Source organism: Streptomyces sp. NPDC093149 (assembly GCF_044754145.1).
Classification (GTDB): domain Bacteria; phylum Actinomycetota; class Actinomycetes; order Streptomycetales; family Streptomycetaceae; genus Streptomyces.
The window spans coordinates 248,019-265,890 of the sequence record NZ_JBIVON010000011.1; the positions used below are offsets into that span (position 1 = coordinate 248,019).

Consider the following 17,872-nt stretch of genomic DNA (forward strand, 5'->3'; position numbering starts at 1 on the left):
TCCAACCGCGCTCCGGGACGGATCACGCCCCGATCAGCCGCAGAGCGCCCCACAGCGCGAGGGTCGACACGCCCAGTGTCGCCGGCACGGTCAGCAGCCCGAGCCGGGTGAAGTGGCCGAGGTCGGGCGCGGCACCGTGGCTGTGCAGGATGCGGCGCCAGAGCAGGGTGGCGAGCGAGCCGACGTAGGTGAGGTTCGGGCCGAGGTTCACCCCGATCAGTGCGGCGAGGACCGGTCCGGGACCGGCCGCCGCGACGACGGGGAGCAGGGCGAGGATCGCGGGCAGGTTGTTGATCAGGTTGGCGAGCACGGCCGCCACCGCGGCCACCGCCAGCAGGGCGGGAAGTGACGAGCCGTCCGGCAGGAAGGTCTCGACGCCGGTACCGAGGCCGTTGTCGACCACGGCCTCGACCACGACGCCCAGCGCCAGCACGAACAGGCAGAACAGCGGGTTGGCGGAGCGGACGAGGCCCTTCACCGTGGTCTCGCGCCGCACCAGCGCACGGACCGCCAGCACCCCGGCACCGGCCAGCGCTGCCCACAGCGGTTCCACGCCCGCGAACGAGGTGACGACGAAGCCGCCCAGGGTCAGGGCGAGGACGACGAGTGTGAAGACGGGGGCGCCGGGACGCTCCTCCTGCGGCTTCGGCGGATACGCGCCGGCTGCCAGGTCGGCCGCGAAGACCCGGCGGAAGACGACGTACTCGACGGCGATGGCGGCCAGCCACGGCAGGGCCATCAGCGCGGCGAAGCGGGTGAAGGAGAGGCCGCTCGCGGTGAACGCCAGGAGGTTGGTGAGATTGGAGACCGGCAGCAGCAGGGACGCCGAGTTGGCCAGGTGCGCACAGGCGTAGACGTACGGGCGGGGCCGGGCGCCGACGCGGGCCGCGGTGGCGAGGACGACGGGGGTCAGCAGAACCACCGTCGCATCGAGGCTGAGCACGGCGGTGATCACCGAGGCGACGACGAAGACGCCGCCGAGCAGAGGGCCGGTCCGGCCACCGCAGGCCCGTGCGACCAGGTCACCGGCGGCCGTGAACAGCCCCTCGTCCGCACAGAGCTGGGCCAGCACCAGGATCGCCGCGAGGAAGCCGACGACCGGCAGCAGGCTGTCCACCTGATCGCGGGCCCGGGACCAGGGGACCGCACCGGCCGCGGTCACGAGCATGGCCGCGGGTACGGCGACGGTCGCCTCCGGCAGCCCCCGGGGGCGTACGACGGCGAAGGCCAGTACGCCGAGCAGGAGCACGACGGAGACGATCTCGGCAGTGACGGTGTTCAGCGGACCGGGAACTCTCTGGACGGGTGACCGGGGACTCTCTGGACGGGTGAAGGGGCGGCGCATCCGTCCCATGGATGCACCGCCCCTTCGGGGACGTGCGGAAACCGCCCGCGCAGGGGCCGGGATCAGCCCTCGACGCCGAGCTTCTCCAGGATCAGCTCACGCACCCGGGCCGCGTCGGCCTGGCCGCGGGTGGCCTTCATGACCGCGCCGACGAGCGCGCCCGCGGCCGCGACCTTGCCGCCGCGGATCTTGTCCGCGATGGCCGCGTTGGCGGCGATCGCCTCGTCCACGGCGGCGCCCAGCGCGCCCTCGTCGGAGACGACCTTCAGGCCGCGCTTCTCGACGACGGTGTCCGGGTCGCCCTCACCCGCGAGGACGCCCTCGATCACCTGGCGTGCCAGCTTGTCGTTGAGATCGCCCGAGGTGACGAGCTCGGCCACCCTGGCGACCTGCACCGGGGTGATCGGCAGCTCGTCGAGGCCGCGGCCGGTCTCGTTGGCGTTACGGGCCAGCTCGCCCATCCACCACTTGCGGGCCTGGTCCGAGGGGGCGCCCGCGTCGGTCGTGGCGACGATCAGGTCGACCGCGCCCGCGTTGAGGATGGACTGCATGTCGTGTTCCGAGACGCCCCACTCCTCCTTCAGCCGGTTGCGGCGCACCCGCGGCATCTCGGGGAGTCCCTTGCGGAGCTCCTCGACCCACTCACGGGCCGGGGCGACCGGCACCAGGTCGGGCTCGGGGAAGTAGCGGTAGTCCTCGGCGTTGTCCTTGATACGGCCGGCCGTGGTGGAGCCGTCCTCCTCGTGGAAGTGCCGGGTCTCCTGCACGACCGTGCCGCCCGAGCTCAGCACCGCGGCGTGGCGCTGGATCTCGAAGCGGGCGGCGCGCTCGACGGAACGCAGCGAGTTCACGTTCTTCGTCTCGGAGCGCGTGCCGAACGTCTCGGTGCCGTTGGGGCGCAGCGACAGGTTGACGTCGCAGCGCATCTGGCCCATCTCCATCCGGGCCTCGGAGACGCCGAGCGCCTTGATGAGCTCGCGGAGCTCGGCGACGTACGCCTTGGCGACCTCGGGGGCGCGTGCGCCCGCTCCCTCGATCGGCTTGGTGACGATCTCGATGAGCGGGATGCCCGCGCGGTTGTAGTCGAGCAGGGAGTGGGACGCGCCCTGGATACGGCCGGTGGCACCGCCGACGTGGGTCGACTTGCCGGTGTCCTCCTCCATGTGGGCACGCTCGATCTGCACCCGGAAGACCTCCCCGTCCTCCAACTGGACGTCCAGATAGCCGTTGTAGGCGATCGGCTCGTCGTACTGGGAGGTCTGGAAGTTCTTCGGCATGTCCGGATAGAAGTAGTTCTTCCGGGCGAAGCGGCACCACTCGGCGATCTCGCAGTTCAGCGCGAGACCGATCTTGATGGCGGACTCGACGCCGATCTCGTTGACGACCGGCAGCGCGCCGGGCAGGCCGAGGCAGACCGGGCAGGTCTGGGAGTTGGCGTCCTGCTTGAGCTCGGTCGAGCAGCCGCAGAACATCTTGGTCTTGGTGCCGAGCTCGACATGGACCTCCAGGCCCATGACGGGGTCGTAGGACGCGAGCGCGTCCTCGTACGACACCAGGTCGGTGACAGTCACGGTGAAACTTCCCTCTCAGCCCAGCAGTACGTCGTCATCGCCGAGGCGCTTGAGTTCGCGCAGCAGCAGGGCGAGACCGGTGGCGATGGCGGCGGCGGAGACAACGGCGTCGATCAGTTGGAGCGTGTCGTGCTCGAGGCGGGCCTTCCTGACCTGCTTGACGACGCCCACTGCACCGTAGGCGGTGGTGCCGATGGACAGGTACGTACCGGTCTTGGACTTCTTGAAGCCCTTGGCCTTGGTCAGTGCACTCACAGTGACGGAGCCTCCTCCAGCAGCGGGTGTCCCCACTTTTCCACGAAGGCTGCCTCGACGGCCGCTCCGACCTTGTAGAGACGGTCGTCCTTCATGGCGGGGGCGATGATCTGCAGTCCGACCGGCAGGCCGTCCTCCGGGGCCAGGCCGCAGGGCAGCGACATGGCGGAGTTCCCGGCGAGGTTGGTCGGAATGGTGCACAGGTCCGCGAGATACATCGCCATCGGGTCGTCGGCGCGCTCGCCGATCGGGAAGGCGGTGGTGGGCGTCGTCGGGGAGACGATCACGTCGACCTGCTCGAAGGCCTTCTCGAAGTCCTGCGTGATGAGGGTGCGGACCTTCTGTGCCGAGCCGTAGTACGCGTCGTAGTAGCCGGAGCTGAGCGCGTACGTACCGAGGATGACGCGGCGCTTGACCTCGTCACCGAAGCCGGCCTCACGGGTGAGCGCGGTGACGTCCTCGGCGGACCTCGTGCCGTCGTCACCGACGCGCAGGCCGTAACGCATGGCGTCGAAGCGGGCCAGGTTGGAGGAGCACTCGGACGGCGCGATCAGGTAGTACGCCGACAGCGCGAGGTCGAAGGAGGGGCAGTCCAGCTCGACGATCGTGGCACCGAGCGACTTCAGCAGCTCGACCGACTCGTTGAAGCGCTGGACGACACCGGCCTGGTAGCCCTCACCGGCGAACTGCTTGACGACTCCGATGCGCATGCCCTCGACGCTGCCGTTGCGGGCGGCCTCGACGACCGGCGGGACCGGGGCGTCGATGGACGTCGAGTCCATCGGGTCGTGCCCGGCGATCACCTCGTGCAGCAGGGCCGCGTCAAGAACGGTACGGGCACAGGGGCCGCCCTGGTCCAGGGAGCTGGAGAACGCCACCATGCCGTAGCGGGAGACGCCGCCGTAGGTGGGCTTGACGCCGACGGTGCCGGTGACGGCGGCGGGCTGACGGATGGAACCGCCGGTGTCCGTGCCGATGGCGAGCGGGGCCTCGTACGACGCGAGCGCGGCCGAGGAGCCGCCGCCGGAACCGCCCGGGATACGGGTGAGGTCCCACGGGTTGCCGGTCGGGCCGTAGGCACTGTTCTCGGTGGAGGACCCCATGGCGAACTCGTCCATGTTGGTCTTGCCGAGGATGACGACGTCGGCGGCCTTCAGCCTCTTGGTGAGGGTCGCGTCGTACGGCGGGATCCAGCCTTCGAGGATCTTGGAACCGACGGTGGTCGGCATGCCCTCCGTGGTGAAGATGTCCTTCAGCGCGAGCGGGACACCGGCCAGCGGGCCCAGCTTCTCGCCGGCGGCCCTCTTCGCGTCGACGGCACGGGCCTGCGCGAGCGCGCCCTCGCGGTCGATGTGCAGGAAGGCGTGGACCTTCTCGTCGACCGCGTCGATCCGGGCCAGATGGGCCTCGGTGACCTGGACGGCCGTGAGCTCGCCGGACGCGATCTTCTCGGCGATCTCGGCCGCGGTGAGCTTGATGATGGTGCTGTTGTCCGTCATGGCTGTTAGTCCTCCCCCAGGATCTGCGGCACCTTGAAACGCTGCTGCTCCTGGGCCGGGGCGCCGGAGAGCGCCTGCTCGGGGGTGAGCGACGGACGGACCTCGTCCGCGCGCATGACGTTGGTCAGCGGCAGCGGGTGGGAGGTCGGCGGTACGTCTTGGTCGGCGACCTCGGAGACGCGGGCGACCGCGCCGATGATGTCGTCGAGCTGACCGGCGAAGTGATCGAGCTCTTCGCCCTTCAGCTCCAGACGCGCCAGCCGGGCGAGGTGGGCGACCTCCTCGCGCGTGATGCCAGGCATGCAGCGATCCTCAGGGGTTGGTGTGTGGTTTTGGCCCAATCCTATGGTGTCGGCCGTGGCCGCTCCCGCCACCCGGGCGAACGCCCTGGTCGGGCGCCGGATTCGGGTCCGCCCGGGGTCGGGCGGCACAACGGCCGCCGGCACCCGGGCACGCGCCCCCGGATCGCGCACCCCCCGTCCCCCCGCGCCCACGTCGTCGCCGCGTCGCCCCCGGCGTGGGGTCCGACGCGGGCCGGCGCCCCGCGCCCACGTCGTCGCGGCCTCGCGCCCGGCGAATGGTTCAACGCCGGGCCGGCGCCCCACGCTCACGTCGTCGCGGGCCTCGCGCCCGGCGAATGGTTCAACGCCGGGCCGGCGCCCCACGCTCACGTCGTCGCGGGCCTCACATCCGGCGAATGGTTCAACGCCGGGCCGGCGCCCCACGCTCACGTCGTCGCGGGCCTCACATCCGGCGAATGGTTCAACGCCGGGCCGGCGCCCCGCGCCCACGTCGTCGCCGCGTCGCCCCCGGCGTGGGGTCCGACGCGGGCCGGCGCCCCGCGCTCACGTCGTCGCGGCCTCGCACCCGGCGAATGGTTCAACGCCGGGCCGGCGCCCCGCGCTCACGTCGTCGCGGGCCTCGGCTTGACCGCCCGCCCGGACGCCCGCTGCTCCAGCTCGGGCTTCGCGCCCGCGGCTGCCGCGGCGGCGGCCGCCGCGGCAGCCGCGGCCAGCTCCGCCGGCCGGCGCCAGCCGTGCTCGCCCCGCGCCCGCAGCCAGGCCGTCGCCTCCTGCGGCGGCATGGCCGCGGCGACCAGCCACCCCTGCACCGCATCGCACCGCAGATCCCGCAGCCGCTCCCAGGTCTCGTCGTCCTCGACCCCCTCCGCGACGACCAGCAGGCCGAGCGAGTGGGCCAGGTCGATGGTGCAGCGGACGATCTCCGCGTCCTCGTTGTCCACGGCCAGACGGGCCACGAACGAGCGGTCGATCTTCAGCTCGCTGACCGGCAGCCGGCGCAGATGGACCAGCGAGGAATACCCCGTGCCGAAGTCGTCGAGGGACATCTTCACGCCGTGCCCGGTCAGCCCGGCCAGGGTGTCGGCGGCGCGCTGCGGGTCCTCCAGCAGCACGTGTTCCGTTATCTCCAGCTGCAGTGCCCCGGCCGGGACGCCGTGCCGGGCGAGCCGGGCCGCCACACCGCCCGCGAATCCGGGAGTGTGCACGTCGCGCGGGGAGACGTTGACGGCCACCGGAACGAACAGCCCCTGCGCCCGCCACCGGGCGACCTGGGCCAGCGCAGTCTCCAGGACGTACTCCGTCAGGTGCGGCATCAGGCCGGACGACTCCGCGATGGCGATGAACTCGTCCGGGGGGACCCGCCCGCGCTCCGGATGCACCCAGCGGACCAGCGCTTCGAGGCCGGCCACCTGTCCGTCGAAGCGGACCTTCGGCTGGTAGTGGAGCTCCACCTCGCCGGCGTCCAGCGCGCGCCGCAGATCACCGAGCAGCCCGAGCCGGTCCGGGGTGTTGCTGTCCCGCTTCGACTCGTACACCTCGACACCCGTACGGTCGCGCTTGGCCTGGTACATGGCCACGTCCGCGCGCCTGAGCAGCCCTTCGGCGTCCAGCGCGTGGTCCGGGTGGACGGCGACCCCGGCGCTGGCCTCCAGCACCAGGGTCAGACCGTCGAGGTCCAGCGGGGAGGACAGTTCGGCGACGAGGTGGCGGGCGACCCGCTGGGCGCTGGTGGTGGAGTCCGCGGTCGGCAGGAGCACCGCGAATTCGTCACCGCCGAGCCGCGCGGCCTCCGCCCCCCGCGGGAGCGCGAGGCGCAGGCGTTCCGCTATCTGCAGCAGCAGCCGGTCCCCCGCCAGATGCCCGAGGGTGTCGTTGACCGCACGGAACCGGTCGAGGTCGATCAGGACGAGAGCGGATCTGGCGCCGACGGACTCGGCGTCCTCCAGGGCCGTCCAGGTGCGCTCCAGCAGCCACTGCCGGTTGGGCAGTCCGGTCAGTGGGTCGCGCAGCTGCTCCTCGGCCCGCGCGCGGGCTATCCAGAGGGTGGAGTCCAGGGCGATCAGGGGGACCGCGAAGAGCGGCAGAAGTACGGGCATGGCCATCGCCACCACGCAGATCAGCGGTGCGATGCCGAGGAGGGCGACCGCGACGAGGCCCTGGCGCAGCAGCGCGGTGCGGGCGACGGTGGGCAGTCCGCCGCCCTGGGGCGCCCGTGCGTACCACAGCAGGACCCGGGTGACCAGAAGATAGGTGGAGGCGGCCAGGAGGACCTCGGGGACGGCGGCGATGCCCCAGTCGAGTGGCCGCCAGGGCGATTCGACGGTCTGGACGTCGCCGAACGCGGCGAGCACCAGGGCCGCCGCGCCTATCCCCAGGATGTCCACGGCGCCGTGCAGCAGCCCCTGCCACCAGCGGTGTCTGCGGGCCGCGCCGACGAGGACGACGACGACCAGGCTGACCAGACCGGCGGGCACCCAGCCGTAGAGCAGCAGCACGGCGAGAGTGAGGGCGGCCCCGGAACCGGTGCCGCCCCACCATCGGTCGCGTCCGAGCGCGACCAGGTGGCCGACGACGATTCCGGTGAGGACGGCCAGGGACCACCCGACCCTGCCGTCGGGGAAGAGCGCGCGTCCTTCGCTCACGGTCCGGTAGAAACCGGTCGTGAGCTGAACAACGGCGATCACCACGAAGACGGCACCCACTTTGGGCGTGAGGCCGACGAAACCTTGCAGCCGCGACACCGGTGCGGCGCTCTCGGTCGGTTTCATTCCGTCCCTCTCACAGCCGGCGGTGCCGATGTCGCCTGATGGTTCAGCTCCATGCCACCACGACCCGAATTCCCACCTCGTGGCCGGGCACGGCAGTTGCATCTCTCAACAGTAGGCCGCGGAACGCTTCTACGGGCAGCGCTCTACAGCTCTTGCCCGAATGCGAACCAACCGTCCGTCAGCATCTGCTATGCGCCGATCGGGTGAACCCGATCCACCGGCGACGACCTCTGCCCCCGTCCGTCCCCCTACACCCTTTCTGTGCACCCTTGTTCGCTGTTCGCCCATCGATCGATCACGATGTGGGGTTCTCCGACGGGGATCTATCCCATTGCGTTAATTCTTCCGCGAAGATCCCGCCATATTCCGCCTGTTTTCGGTCAGGGATCTGTCCTATTCCGCAGGTTCCCCGACAGTCACGGCCGCGGCGCGCGCCGCGTCCGGCCCTTCTTCGAGCAGCACGGCGAAACCGCCCTCGTCCAGCACGGGCACCTTCAGTTGCACCGCTTTGTCGTACTTCGAACCTGGGTTGTCACCGACGACCACGAAGGAGGTCTTCTTCGAGACGGATCCCGTCACCTTCGCCCCCCGGCTCTGGAGCGCGTCCTTCGCACCGTCCCTGGTGTGTCCGGACAGCGTGCCGGTGACGACGACGGTGAGGCCTTCGAGCGGGCGCGGACCCACGTCCTCCCCCGACCCCTCGTCCTCCATCCGGACTCCGGCCTCCCGCCACTTGCGCAGGATCTCCCGGTGCCAGTCCTCGGCGAACCACTGCTTCACCGAGGCGGCGATGATGGGACCGACCCCGTCGGCCTCGGCCAGTTCCTGCTCGGACGCCTCGTCGATCCGGTCGATGGAGCGGAACTGACGGGCCAGCTCCTCGGCCGCGATCGGGCCCACATGACGGATGGAGAGGCCGGTGAGAACCCGGGCCAACGGGGCTTCCTTGGCCGCGGCCACGGCGTCGAGCATGGCAAGGGCGTTCTTCTTCGGCTCGCCCTGCTGGTTGGCGAAGACCCACGCGGTCTTCTCCTCGCCGGTCTTCGGGTCACGCTTGGGCAATCCGCTGTCCTGGTCCAGGACATAGGCCCGGATCGGCAGCAACTGCTCGACGGTCAGACCGAAGAGATCGCCCTCGTCGCGCAGCGGTGGCTCGGCAGGCTCCAAGGGCTTCGTCAGAGCCGCTGCCGCGACATAGCCGAAGTGATCGATGTCGAGGCTCTTACGACCCGCGAGATAGGCGAGGCGCTCGCGCAACTGTGCTGGACAGGAACGCGCGTTGGGGCAGCGGACATCGATGTCGGCCTCCTTCATGGGCCGCAGCTCCGTGCCGCACTCGGGACAGTGCGTCGGCATCACGAACGCCCGCTCGGTGCCGTCACGCAGATCGACGACCGGACCGAGGATCTCCGGGATCACGTCGCCGGCCTTGCGGAGCACCACCGTGTCCCCGATGAGGACGCCCTTCGCCTTCACCACGTTCTGGTTGTGCAGGGTGGCGAACTCGACCTCGGAACCCGCCACCTCGACCGGCTCGACCTGCGCGTAGGGCGTGACCCGCCCGGTGCGCCCGACGCCGACCCGGATGTTGACCAGCTTGGTGTTGACCTCCTCGGGTGGGTACTTCCACGCGATCGCCCAGCGCGGTGCACGCGAGGTGGAGCCCAGTCGGCCCTGGAGCGGGATCTCGTCCAGCTTCACGACGACGCCGTCGATCTCGTGCTCCACGGAGTGCCGGTTCTCGCCGAAGTACGCGATGAACTCCCGTACCTCGTCAAGGGAAGCCACCACCTTGTTGTGCCTGGCGGTGGGCAGACCCCACTCGTGGAGCAGCTCGTAGGCGTGCGAGAGGCAGTCGATGTCGAAGCCCTCGCGGGCGCCGATGCCGTGCACCACCATGTGCAGCGGGCGGGTGGCGGTGACCTTCGGATCCTTCTGGCGCAGCGAACCGGCCGCCGCGTTGCGCGGGTTGGCGAAGGGCTTGTCCTCGGCCTCGACGAGCCGGGCGTTGAGCTCCTCGAAGGCTTCCATCGGGAAGAAGACCTCGCCGCGGATCTCGACCAGCGCCGGGACGCGGTCGCCCTTCAGCCGGTGGGGGATCTCGGCGATCGTGCGGACATTGGGGGTGATGTCCTCGCCGGTGCGGCCGTCACCACGGGTCGCCGCCCGGGTCAGCCGCCCGTGCTCGTAGGTGAGGTTGACCGCGAGACCGTCGACCTTCAGCTCGCACAGGAAGTGGTAGTCGGTGGTGCCGACGTCCTTGGCGATCCGCTCGCCCCAGGACGCCAACTCGACGTCGCTGAAGGCGTTGTCCAGTGAGAGCATCCGCTCGCGGTGCTCGACGGAGGTGAACTGCGTCTGGTACGGCCCCGCGACCTTCTGCGTCGGCGAATCGGGCGTACGCAACTGCGGATACGTCTCCTCCAGGGCCTGCAGCTCACGCATCAGCCGGTCGAACTCGGCATCGCTCACGACCGGCTGGTCGTTCACGTAGTACCGGAAGCGGTGCTCCTCGATCTGCTCGGCCAGGAGCGCGTGCTGCTCCCGGGCCTGTGCGGGCACTGCCATCTGCTGTTCGCCGGCCATCGTCTCGTCCTCCCGTTACCCGTTGCCCCGTTACTCAGGGTTGTCTGCGAGCGATCTCGCGGCCCGGACGCAGTGGGCGAGCGCGGCGCGCGCGTACGCGGGCGAGGCACCCGCGAGCCCGCACGAAGGGGTGATCACCACGGACTGCGACAGCGTCCCCGGATTCAGCCCCAGCCTGCGCCACAGCGTCCTGACACCCATGACGCTACCTCCCGGGTCGGACAATGCGCCCGAGGCCGGGTCGGTGCCCGGCACCACCCCGAGGAGGAGCCGGGTGCCGCCCTCGACCGCTTCCCCGATCGCGTCCTCCTCACGCTCGGTGAGCAACGAGAAGTCGAAGGAGATGCCGTCGGCCCCCGCCCGGCGCAACAGCCCGAACGGCACCTCGGGCGCGCAGGTGTGCACCACCGTCGCCCCGTCCCCGGCCGCGGCCAGGACATCGCGCAGGGTGCCCTCCACGACCTGGCGGTCGACGGCCCGGTGGGTGCGGTACCCGCTCGCCGTCCTGATCCGTCCGCGCAGTACGGCGGTCAGTGACGGTTCGTCGAGCTGGAGGATCACCTCGGCGCCGGGCACCCTGCGCCGTACCTCGCCGAGGTGGTCGCGCAGCCCCTCGGCCAGTGAGCCCGCCAGGTCCCGGCAGGCCCCCGGGTCCCCGAGCGCGGCCTCGCCGCCCCGCCGTTCCAGCGCGGCGGCCAGGGTCCAGGGACCGACGGCCTGGACCTTGAGCGGCCCCTCGTAGCCCTGGGTGAACTCCTCCAGCGCGTCGAGGTCCTCGCCGAGCCAGGACCTGGCCCGGCGGGTGTCGCGTCCGGGCCGGTCGCTGATCCGCCAGCCGCTGGGCTCGACATGCCCGTACAGGTCGACGAGGAGCCCGATGGTCCGCCCGATCATGTCCGCACCGGGCCCGCGGGCCGGAAGTTCCGCCAGATGCGGCAGGCCCTCGCCGCCCCCGAAGGACCCGGTGACGGTCTTCGCCGCCTCCCGTGCGTCTCCCCCGGGCATGGAACCGATTCCGGTGGCCGGGCACCCGCTGAACTTGCTCTTCTCGCTCACGTGGGAAGCCTACGGTCCGAGCGCCCGTGCCCGTCGCGGGGCGGGCCCGTCACGGGCGAGGGCGGTCCGGCCCCCACGAGGCGGCCCGGGGCCCCTGGGGACGGCATCGCGCGCGACACCCCGGCACCGGAACCGCCGGGGGCCGAGGCTCGTCTCCTGCCTTCAGCTTGTCCGTGTGGAACGGCACCGGCACCGCCGGTGGCCGAGGGCTCAGTGCCCGGGGCGCACCGTGAGGTCGTTGACCTCCGCGTCGCGCGGGAGGTCGATGGCCATCAGGATGGTGGTGGCGATCGACTCCGGGTCGATCCAGCGGGAGGCGTCGTACTCCTTGCCCTCCTGCTGGTGGACCTTGACCTGCATGGGGCTGGCGGTACGCCCCGGGTAGACGGAGGTCACCCGGACGCCGTTGGCGTGCTCCTCCTGGCGCAGCGAGTCGGCGAGCGCCTTCAGGCCGTGCTTGCTCGCGGCGTACGCGCTCCACTCGGCGTGCGCGGCGAGGCCGGCACCCGAGTTCACGAAGAGCACATGACCCTGGGAGACGCGCAGTTGCGGCAGGAAGAGCCTGGTCAGCTCGGCGGGCGCGACCAGGTTGGTGTTGAGCTGGAAGTGCCACGCCTTGGGCGTGAGGTCACCGACCTTGCCGAGCTCGACGACGCCCGCGACGTGCAACAGCGAGTCGACGCGCTCCGGCATCGCCTGCTGGGCGAACGCCCAGGAGAGCCGGTCCGGGTTGGAGAGGTCACCGACGAGCGTCCGGGCGCCGGGGTGGAGCGCGGCCAGTTCCTTCGCGCGGCCGGCGTCACGGGCCAGCAGCACGGTCTCGTCGCCGCGCTCCAGTAGACGACGGGTGACGGCTGCGCCGATGCCGGAGCCGGCGCCGGTGATGACATGAGTGGACATCCCGCCATGATCTCACCCGTCATCGCGTCACCGCAGGCCGGACCACTCCTCCAGGTAGGCCAGGGCGCCCACGCCGTCCTTCGCGAAGAACACCAGGTCGGTCAGCGGGAGGGGCAGGAAACCCTCGTCCTCCATCCGCTGGAACTGCTGGCGGAGCCCGTCGTAGAAGCCCGCCGTGTTGAGCAGGACGACCGGCTTGTCGTGCTTGCCGTGCTTCTTCAGCTCCAGGATCTCGGTCGCCTCGTCGAGCGTCCCGGTACCGCCCACCATGATCACGACCGCGTCCGCCTTCTCCAGGAGCAGCGCCTTGCGCTCGGCGAGATCGCGCGCGATCACCATCTCGTCCGCGTTGCTCCGGGCCTTGGCGGCCAGGAAGTCGACCGACACCCCGACCAGCCGGCCGCCCGATTCCTGCACGCCGTCGGCGACGACCTTCATCAGGCCGCTCTCCGACCCTCCCCAGACCAGTGTGTGTCCGCCCCGGCCGAGCAGCTCGGCGAATTCGCGGGCGGGCTGGGTGTAGCGGTCGTCGAGATCGGCGGCGGAGAGGAAAACACAGATATTCATGCAGCAACCGTAAAGGCCACCACCGACAGCCCCGGCGGACGGGGGCGAACAGGCCCTCGGGGAAGGAGCCCGCCCGGAAGGAAACCGCCGGGAAATGAAGCCGCCGGGAAGAAAACGGCGCGCGGCACGGCTGAACCTGACATGACTGCCACAGCAGGACACCACATCACGGTCGAACCCGGCACCGAGCATGTACGTGTGGTGCGCGACGGGCAGGTGCTCGCCGAGAGCCGGCGCCCGCTCGTCCTGCGCGAGACGGGTTGTCCGGCGCGCTACTACCTGCCGCCCGAGGACGTCCGCACGGAGCTGCTGACGGCCTCGGACACCCACACCCACTGTCCGTTCAAGGGCGAGGCCTCCTACTGGTCGCTGCCGGACGCGGCCGATCTCGTCTGGGCCTACCCCGAACCGAAGCCCGAAGTCGCCGCGATCAAGGACCACTTCTGCTTCTACGACACCGAGACCGTCGACGAATGACCGTCAACCACTCCTCGGGCCCGGAGAATTGAGAGATCTGAAGAAATCTCGGCGCCGGCGATGAATTTTCGCGGGCGCCGCAGTCCACCCCCACATGGACAAGATTCTCTCCCGCGACGGCACCTCGATCGCGTATCGGCGCCGGGGTGAAGGGCCGCCGGTGATCCTGGTCGGCGGGGCTCTGAGCACGGCCGCGACCGAGGCCCCCCTGGCGCGGCTCCTCGCGCCGCGCCTCGGCGTCATCACGTACGACAGACGCGGTCGCGGCTCCAGCGGCGACAGCGGGCCGTACCGGGTGGAGCGCGAGATCGAGGACCTGGCCGCGCTCGTCGCGGCGGCCGGCGGACGGGCCTCGCTGTTCGGCACGGGGGCGGGCGGGGCGCTGGCCCTGGAGGCACAGGCCGCAGGGCTCCCCGTCGACCTGCTGGCGGTGTACGAGCCGCCCTACACCCCCGGCGCCTCGGGAGAGCGGTTCAAAGCCTGTTGCACGGCTCGGCTGCACCGGCTGCTGACCGCCGGGGACCGCGCCGGGGCCGTGGAGCTCTTCCTGTCCGTGACGGGCGTCCCGGCCGACATGATCGCCCGGATGCGGCGCGCGCCGCTGTGGCGGGACCTGGTGTCGATGGCGCACACCCTCGCGTACGACGACGCGCTGCTCGGCAACGGCGCGATCCCGGCCGAACGGTTCGCGTCCGTCACGGCGCGCACCCTGGTGGTGTGCGGCGGCTCCAGCCCCACGCGGGCCCGGCTGGCGGCCCGCGCTCTCGCGGACGCCCTCCCGCGCGCCCGTCATCGCACTCTGACGGGCCAGACGCGCGAGTTGGCGCCCCAGGCGATCGCGCCCGTCCTGGCGGAGTTCTTCGCCCGCGACATGTACGCGCACCAGGCCTCCTGAGCCCACGGTCCGCCCCGCGGTCACGTCCGTACAGGGGTCGGACGTGACCGCGCGGGGCGTCGCCGTGCCTGTTCGCCGGACGTGGGCCGCGCTCGTCGCTCGGTTCACTGCGGCGGTCGCTCTCCTCGGAGGGCAACCGGCCGCCGCTGCGGGGACGTTCACACAGGTCGACGCCGGTGGCTTCCGGATGCGCATCGACTCGGAGACGACGGCCGACGGGAATCCGCATGCGAGGAATTCGGCGACGTCAAGGGCCAAGATCCCGCGCTGATCCGCGGTCCGGCGGTCCCGGTCCCGGCGTTCGGCCAGGGCCGGGGCGGACCGGGGCCGGGGCGGACCGGGACCGGTCAGCCGGACGCCGCCGCGGTCTCCCGCCGCACCGTCGTCGCGATCGTCGCCGAGCCGACCACGCGGCTGCCGTCGTAGAGCACGACCGCCTGGCCGGGGGCCACGCCCCGTACCGGCTCGGTGAAGGTGACGTTCAGCGTGCCGTCGACCAGTTCCGCCGTCACCTCGGTCTCGCCGCCGTGGGCGCGCAGCTGGGCGGTGTACGTGCCGGAGCCCGCCGGGGCGCTGCCGCACCAGCGGGGCCTGATGGCGGTGAGCGCGGTGACATCGAGGGACTCGACCGGGCCGACCGTCACGGTGTTGTTCACCGGGGAGATGTCCAGGACGTAGCGCGGCTTGCCGTCCGGGGCGGGGTGGCCGATGCGCAGCCCCTTGCGCTGGCCGATGGTGAAGCCGAAGGCGCCCTCGTGGGTGCCGACCTTCGTACCGGACTCGTCGACGATGTCGCCCTCGGCGGTACCGAGCCTGCTCGCCAGGAAGCCCTGGGTGTCGCCGTCGGCGATGAAGCAGATGTCGTGGCTGTCGGGCTTCTTGGCGACGGCGAGGCCCCGGCGCTCGGCCTCCGCGCGGATCTCGTCCTTGGTGGTGAGGGTGTCGCCGAGCGGGAACATCGCGTGGGCGAGCTGCTTCTCGTCCAGGACACCGAGGACGTACGACTGGTCCTTGGCCATGTCGGAGGCACGGTGCAGTTCGCGGCTGCCGTCCTCGCGCAGTACGACCGTGGCGTAGTGGCCGGTGCACACGGCGTCGAAGCCGAGCGCGAGGGCCTTGTCGAGCAGTGCGGCGAACTTGATCTTCTCGTTGCAGCGCAGACACGGGTTCGGGGTGCGCCCCGCCTCGTACTCGGCGATGAAGTCCTCCACGACGTCCTCGCGGAAGCGTTCCGCCAGGTCCCAGACGTAGAACGGGATGCCGATGACGTCCGCGGCGCGGCGCGCGTCGCGGGAGTCCTCGATCGTGCAGCAGCCGCGCGCCCCGGTACGGAAGGACTGCGGGTTCGCGGAGAGGGCGAGGTGCACACCGGTCACGTCGTGCCCCGCCTCTGCGGCGCGGGCCGCGGCGACGGCGGAGTCGACACCGCCGGACATGGCGGCGAGCACACGGAGGGGGCGCTGGGAAGTCTGAGTCATAGCTCCACCAGAGTACGGGGCTCCGGGAACCGAACGCTCGCGGATATGCGTTGTGGATCACATGGGGACCAAGGGGACATCGGGTGGCGGCCGGTCCGGGCGGGCGGGGTCGGGGCACGGCATCGGTCGGCGCGGGCTGCTGATCGGCGCCGCCGTCACGGCCGTGGGCACGGCCGCGCTGGCGCGGGAGAAGCTGGAGCACGCCTGGTGGCGGCTGCCCGGGGTGGACAAGCCCCGGACGCCCGGCGAGGTGGACTTCGCGCGGGCCGAATGGATATCGGCGTCCCCGGCGAACTGGCGGCGAGCCGACCGCCCCGCGGACTATCCGGTCGACCGGGTGGTCATCCATGTCACCCAGGGCGGCTACCGGGGCGCGGTGAAGGCCTTCCAGGACCCGGGGCACGGGGCGGCGGCGCATTACGTGGTACGCAAGGACGGCCATGTGACGCAGATGATCCGTGAGCTCGATGTGGCGTTCCACGCGGGGAACAGGTCGTACAACGAACGCAGCGTCGGCATCGAGCACGAGGGCTTCGTGGACCGTCCGCAGGACTTCACGGCTGCGATGTACGGGGCGTCGGCGCGTCTGGCGGCGGCGATATGCGGACGGTACGGGATGCCGGTGGACCGCGAGCACATCATCGGGCACGTGGAAGTACCGGGCACGGATCACACCGATCCGGGGAAGCACTGGGACTGGGACCGCTATCTGAAGCTGGTCCGAGCGGCACGTGCGAAGCCGTCCGGCGCCTGAGGAGCGAGCTGCTGGGGGGACGGGCCCGTTCTCAGCTGAGTCCCGCCGTCCGTGCCCGCTCCACCGCCGGTCCGATCGCGCGGGCCACCTCGTCGATGTCCTGCTTGGTGGACGTGTGGCCGAGCGAGAAGCGCAGAGTGCCCCGGGCCAGGTCCGGGTCGGTGCCGGTGGCCAGCAGGACATGGCTCGGCTGGGCGATTCCGGCGGTGCACGCGGAGCCGGTGGAGCATTCGATGCCCTGGGCGTCCAGCAGCAGGAGCAGGGAGTCGCCCTCGCAGCCGGGGAAGCTGAAGTGGGCGTTGGCGGGGAGCCGACCGCCCGGGGCCGGGTCGCCGCCGAGGACGGCGTCCGGCACGGCGGTCAGCACGGCCGCGACCAGATCGTCGCGAAGGCCGCCGATCTCCCGGGCGAAGTCCTCGCGGCCGTCGGCGGCCAGACGCCCCGCGAGGGCGAAGGCGGCGATGGCGGGCACGTCGAGCGTGCCGGAGCGCACGTGCCGCTCCTGGCCGCCGCCGTGAAGCACGGGTACGGGGGTGTACGCGCGGCCGAGCAGCAGCGCGCCGATGCCGAACGGTCCGCCGATCTTGTGCGCGCTGACCGTCATCGCGGCCAGCCCCGACCGGGCGAAGTCGACTTCCAGCTGTCCGAACGCCTGGACCGCGTCGGCATGCATCGGTACGTCGAACTCGCGGGCCACGGAAGCCAGTTCACGTACCGGCATGATCGTGCCGATCTCGTTGTTGGCCCACATCACCGTGACCATCGCGACATCGTCGGGGTTGCGGAGGATCGCCTCGCGCAGCACGTCGGGGTGGACGCGTCCGTGCTGGTCGACGGGAAGGTATTCGACGTTCGCGCCCTCGTGCTCGGCGAGCCAGTCCACGGCGTCCAGCACCGCGTGGTGCTCGACCGGGCTGGCCAGCACCCGGGTGCGACGGGGGTCGGCCGCGCAGCGGGCCCAGTACAGGCCCTTCACCGCGAGGTTGTCGGCCTCGGTGCCGCCGGAGGTGAAGACCACCTCGCTGGGGCGTGCGCCGAGGGCGTCGGCGAGGGTCTCTCTCGACTCCTCGACGGTACGGCGGGCCCGGCGCCCGGCGGCGTGCAGTGAGGACGCGTTACCGGTGACGGCGAGCTGGGCGGTCATCGCCGCGATCGCCTCCGGAAGCATCGGCGTGGTCGAGGCGTGGTCGAGGTAGGCCATGGTGGGCTCGATTCTACGAGCCCTCGGTGGGGCGTATGCCGGGCGCATCGCAGCCCGGTGCCCGCGCACCGGGCAGGGCACTCGATCGCGCACCCCGATCCGGAGCCCGATCCGGTCAGGGACGGCGTCGACGGGGACCGCCGGTGCGGGCCGTCGGCGCCGGCTGCCGAGTGCGGGCCGTGCGTCTCGGCCGTACATGTCGGCCGTGCGTCTCGGCC

Annotated in this window: 15 protein-coding genes; 3 read left to right on the top strand and 12 right to left on the bottom strand. The window is 71.4% G+C overall.

Annotated features, from left to right (window positions below; genetic code table 11):
- Positions 1–22 precede the first annotated feature (22 nt).
- The 10 genes from ACIQCZ_RS30010 to ACIQCZ_RS30055 form a co-directional block, all read right to left on the bottom strand.
- Positions 23–1,345 carry an SLC13 family permease gene (locus tag ACIQCZ_RS30010; RefSeq protein WP_402286726.1) on the bottom strand — a complete coding sequence of 441 codons (1,323 nt, stop codon included), beginning with the start codon at positions 1,343–1,345 and terminating at the stop codon, positions 23–25.
- A 62-nt stretch (positions 1,346–1,407) separates the two neighbouring features.
- A complete protein-coding gene (gatB, locus tag ACIQCZ_RS30015) occupies positions 1,408–2,916 on the bottom strand; it encodes an Asp-tRNA(Asn)/Glu-tRNA(Gln) amidotransferase subunit GatB (RefSeq protein ID WP_402286614.1) in 1,509 nt (502 codons plus the stop codon).
- 15 nt (positions 2,917–2,931) lie between these two features.
- Entirely contained in the window at positions 2,932–3,171 is a 240-nt protein-coding gene (locus tag ACIQCZ_RS30020) for a hypothetical protein (protein WP_402286616.1), read from the bottom strand.
- Positions 3,168–4,670, bottom strand: coding sequence for an Asp-tRNA(Asn)/Glu-tRNA(Gln) amidotransferase subunit GatA (gatA, locus tag ACIQCZ_RS30025; RefSeq protein ID WP_402286619.1), 1,503 nt, complete (start codon positions 4,668–4,670; stop codon positions 3,168–3,170). Before gatA ends, ACIQCZ_RS30020 begins: the two co-directional genes overlap by 4 nt.
- Before the next feature lie 5 nt (positions 4,671–4,675).
- A complete protein-coding gene (gatC, locus tag ACIQCZ_RS30030; RefSeq protein WP_015036350.1) occupies positions 4,676–4,972 on the bottom strand; it encodes an Asp-tRNA(Asn)/Glu-tRNA(Gln) amidotransferase subunit GatC in 297 nt (98 codons plus the stop codon).
- A 602-nt stretch (positions 4,973–5,574) separates the two neighbouring features.
- Complete coding sequence (locus ACIQCZ_RS30035) at positions 5,575–7,740, bottom strand: putative bifunctional diguanylate cyclase/phosphodiesterase (RefSeq protein WP_402286621.1); 2,166 nt, start codon at positions 7,738–7,740, stop codon at positions 5,575–5,577.
- A gap of 393 nt (positions 7,741–8,133) precedes the next feature.
- Positions 8,134–10,326, bottom strand: a complete 2,193-nt coding sequence (ligA, locus tag ACIQCZ_RS30040) for an NAD-dependent DNA ligase LigA (RefSeq protein WP_402286624.1) — start codon at positions 10,324–10,326, stop codon at positions 8,134–8,136.
- 30 nt (positions 10,327–10,356) lie between these two features.
- Positions 10,357–11,382 (bottom strand): methionine synthase, encoded by a 1,026-nt coding sequence (locus tag ACIQCZ_RS30045; protein WP_402286627.1) that lies wholly within the window; start codon positions 11,380–11,382, stop codon positions 10,357–10,359.
- A gap of 210 nt (positions 11,383–11,592) precedes the next feature.
- The gene (locus ACIQCZ_RS30050) at positions 11,593–12,282 is read right to left on the bottom strand and encodes an SDR family oxidoreductase (RefSeq protein WP_402286629.1); all 690 of its coding nucleotides are present in this window, start codon (positions 12,280–12,282) and stop codon (positions 11,593–11,595) included.
- Between the two features lie 27 nt (positions 12,283–12,309).
- Positions 12,310–12,849 carry a TIGR00730 family Rossman fold protein gene (locus tag ACIQCZ_RS30055; protein WP_365690975.1) on the bottom strand — a complete coding sequence of 180 codons (540 nt, stop codon included), beginning with the start codon at positions 12,847–12,849 and terminating at the stop codon, positions 12,310–12,312.
- Between the two features lie 141 nt (positions 12,850–12,990).
- Here ACIQCZ_RS30055 and ACIQCZ_RS30060 point away from each other — a divergent pair, with 141 nt between their 5' ends.
- Both ACIQCZ_RS30060 and ACIQCZ_RS30065 read left to right on the top strand, forming a co-directional pair.
- On the top strand, positions 12,991–13,326 hold the full coding sequence (locus tag ACIQCZ_RS30060; RefSeq protein WP_376280769.1) for a DUF427 domain-containing protein: 336 nt from the start codon (positions 12,991–12,993) through the stop codon (positions 13,324–13,326).
- Between the two features lie 94 nt (positions 13,327–13,420).
- On the top strand, positions 13,421–14,221 hold the full coding sequence (locus ACIQCZ_RS30065) for an alpha/beta fold hydrolase (RefSeq protein ID WP_402286633.1): 801 nt from the start codon (positions 13,421–13,423) through the stop codon (positions 14,219–14,221).
- Positions 14,222–14,568: 347 nt separating this feature from the next.
- Here the strand turns inward: ACIQCZ_RS30065 and mnmA are convergent, their stop codons facing one another.
- Positions 14,569–15,699 carry a tRNA 2-thiouridine(34) synthase MnmA gene (gene mnmA / locus ACIQCZ_RS30070; RefSeq protein WP_402286635.1) on the bottom strand — a complete coding sequence of 377 codons (1,131 nt, stop codon included), beginning with the start codon at positions 15,697–15,699 and terminating at the stop codon, positions 14,569–14,571.
- A gap of 61 nt (positions 15,700–15,760) precedes the next feature.
- On the opposite strand from mnmA, the gene ACIQCZ_RS30075 reads away from it, so the two are divergent.
- On the top strand, positions 15,761–16,453 hold the full coding sequence (locus ACIQCZ_RS30075; RefSeq protein ID WP_402286638.1) for an N-acetylmuramoyl-L-alanine amidase: 693 nt from the start codon (positions 15,761–15,763) through the stop codon (positions 16,451–16,453).
- A gap of 31 nt (positions 16,454–16,484) precedes the next feature.
- Here the strand turns inward: ACIQCZ_RS30075 and ACIQCZ_RS30080 are convergent, their stop codons facing one another.
- A complete protein-coding gene (locus tag ACIQCZ_RS30080; protein WP_402286641.1) occupies positions 16,485–17,654 on the bottom strand; it encodes a cysteine desulfurase family protein in 1,170 nt (389 codons plus the stop codon).
- Between the last annotated feature and the right edge of the window lie 218 nt (positions 17,655–17,872).

Bases quoted from the DNA above. Each gene is read 5' to 3' on its own strand.
- gatC (WP_015036350.1), bottom strand. From the start codon at position 4,972: ATGCCTGGCATCACGCGCGAGGAGGTCGCCCACCTCGCCCGGCTGGCG.
- ACIQCZ_RS30050 (WP_402286629.1), bottom strand. From the start codon at position 12,282: ATGTCCACTCATGTCATCACCGGCGCCGGCTCCGGCATCGGCGCAGCC.
- ACIQCZ_RS30060 (WP_376280769.1), top strand. From the start codon at position 12,991: ATGACTGCCACAGCAGGACACCACATCACGGTCGAACCCGGCACCGAG.
- ACIQCZ_RS30065 (WP_402286633.1), top strand. From the start codon at position 13,421: ATGGACAAGATTCTCTCCCGCGACGGCACCTCGATCGCGTATCGGCGC.
- ACIQCZ_RS30010 (WP_402286726.1), bottom strand. From the start codon at position 1,345: ATGCGCCGCCCCTTCACCCGTCCAGAGAGTCCCCGGTCACCCGTCCAG.
- ACIQCZ_RS30055 (WP_365690975.1), bottom strand. From the start codon at position 12,849: ATGAATATCTGTGTTTTCCTCTCCGCCGCCGATCTCGACGACCGCTAC.
- ACIQCZ_RS30035 (WP_402286621.1), bottom strand. From the start codon at position 7,740: ATGAAACCGACCGAGAGCGCCGCACCGGTGTCGCGGCTGCAAGGTTTC.
- ACIQCZ_RS30075 (WP_402286638.1), top strand. From the start codon at position 15,761: ATGGGGACCAAGGGGACATCGGGTGGCGGCCGGTCCGGGCGGGCGGGG.
- gatA (WP_402286619.1), bottom strand. From the start codon at position 4,670: ATGACGGACAACAGCACCATCATCAAGCTCACCGCGGCCGAGATCGCC.
- ligA (WP_402286624.1), bottom strand. From the start codon at position 10,326: ATGGCCGGCGAACAGCAGATGGCAGTGCCCGCACAGGCCCGGGAGCAG.
- ACIQCZ_RS30080 (WP_402286641.1), bottom strand. From the start codon at position 17,654: ATGGCCTACCTCGACCACGCCTCGACCACGCCGATGCTTCCGGAGGCG.
- mnmA (WP_402286635.1), bottom strand. From the start codon at position 15,699: ATGACTCAGACTTCCCAGCGCCCCCTCCGTGTGCTCGCCGCCATGTCC.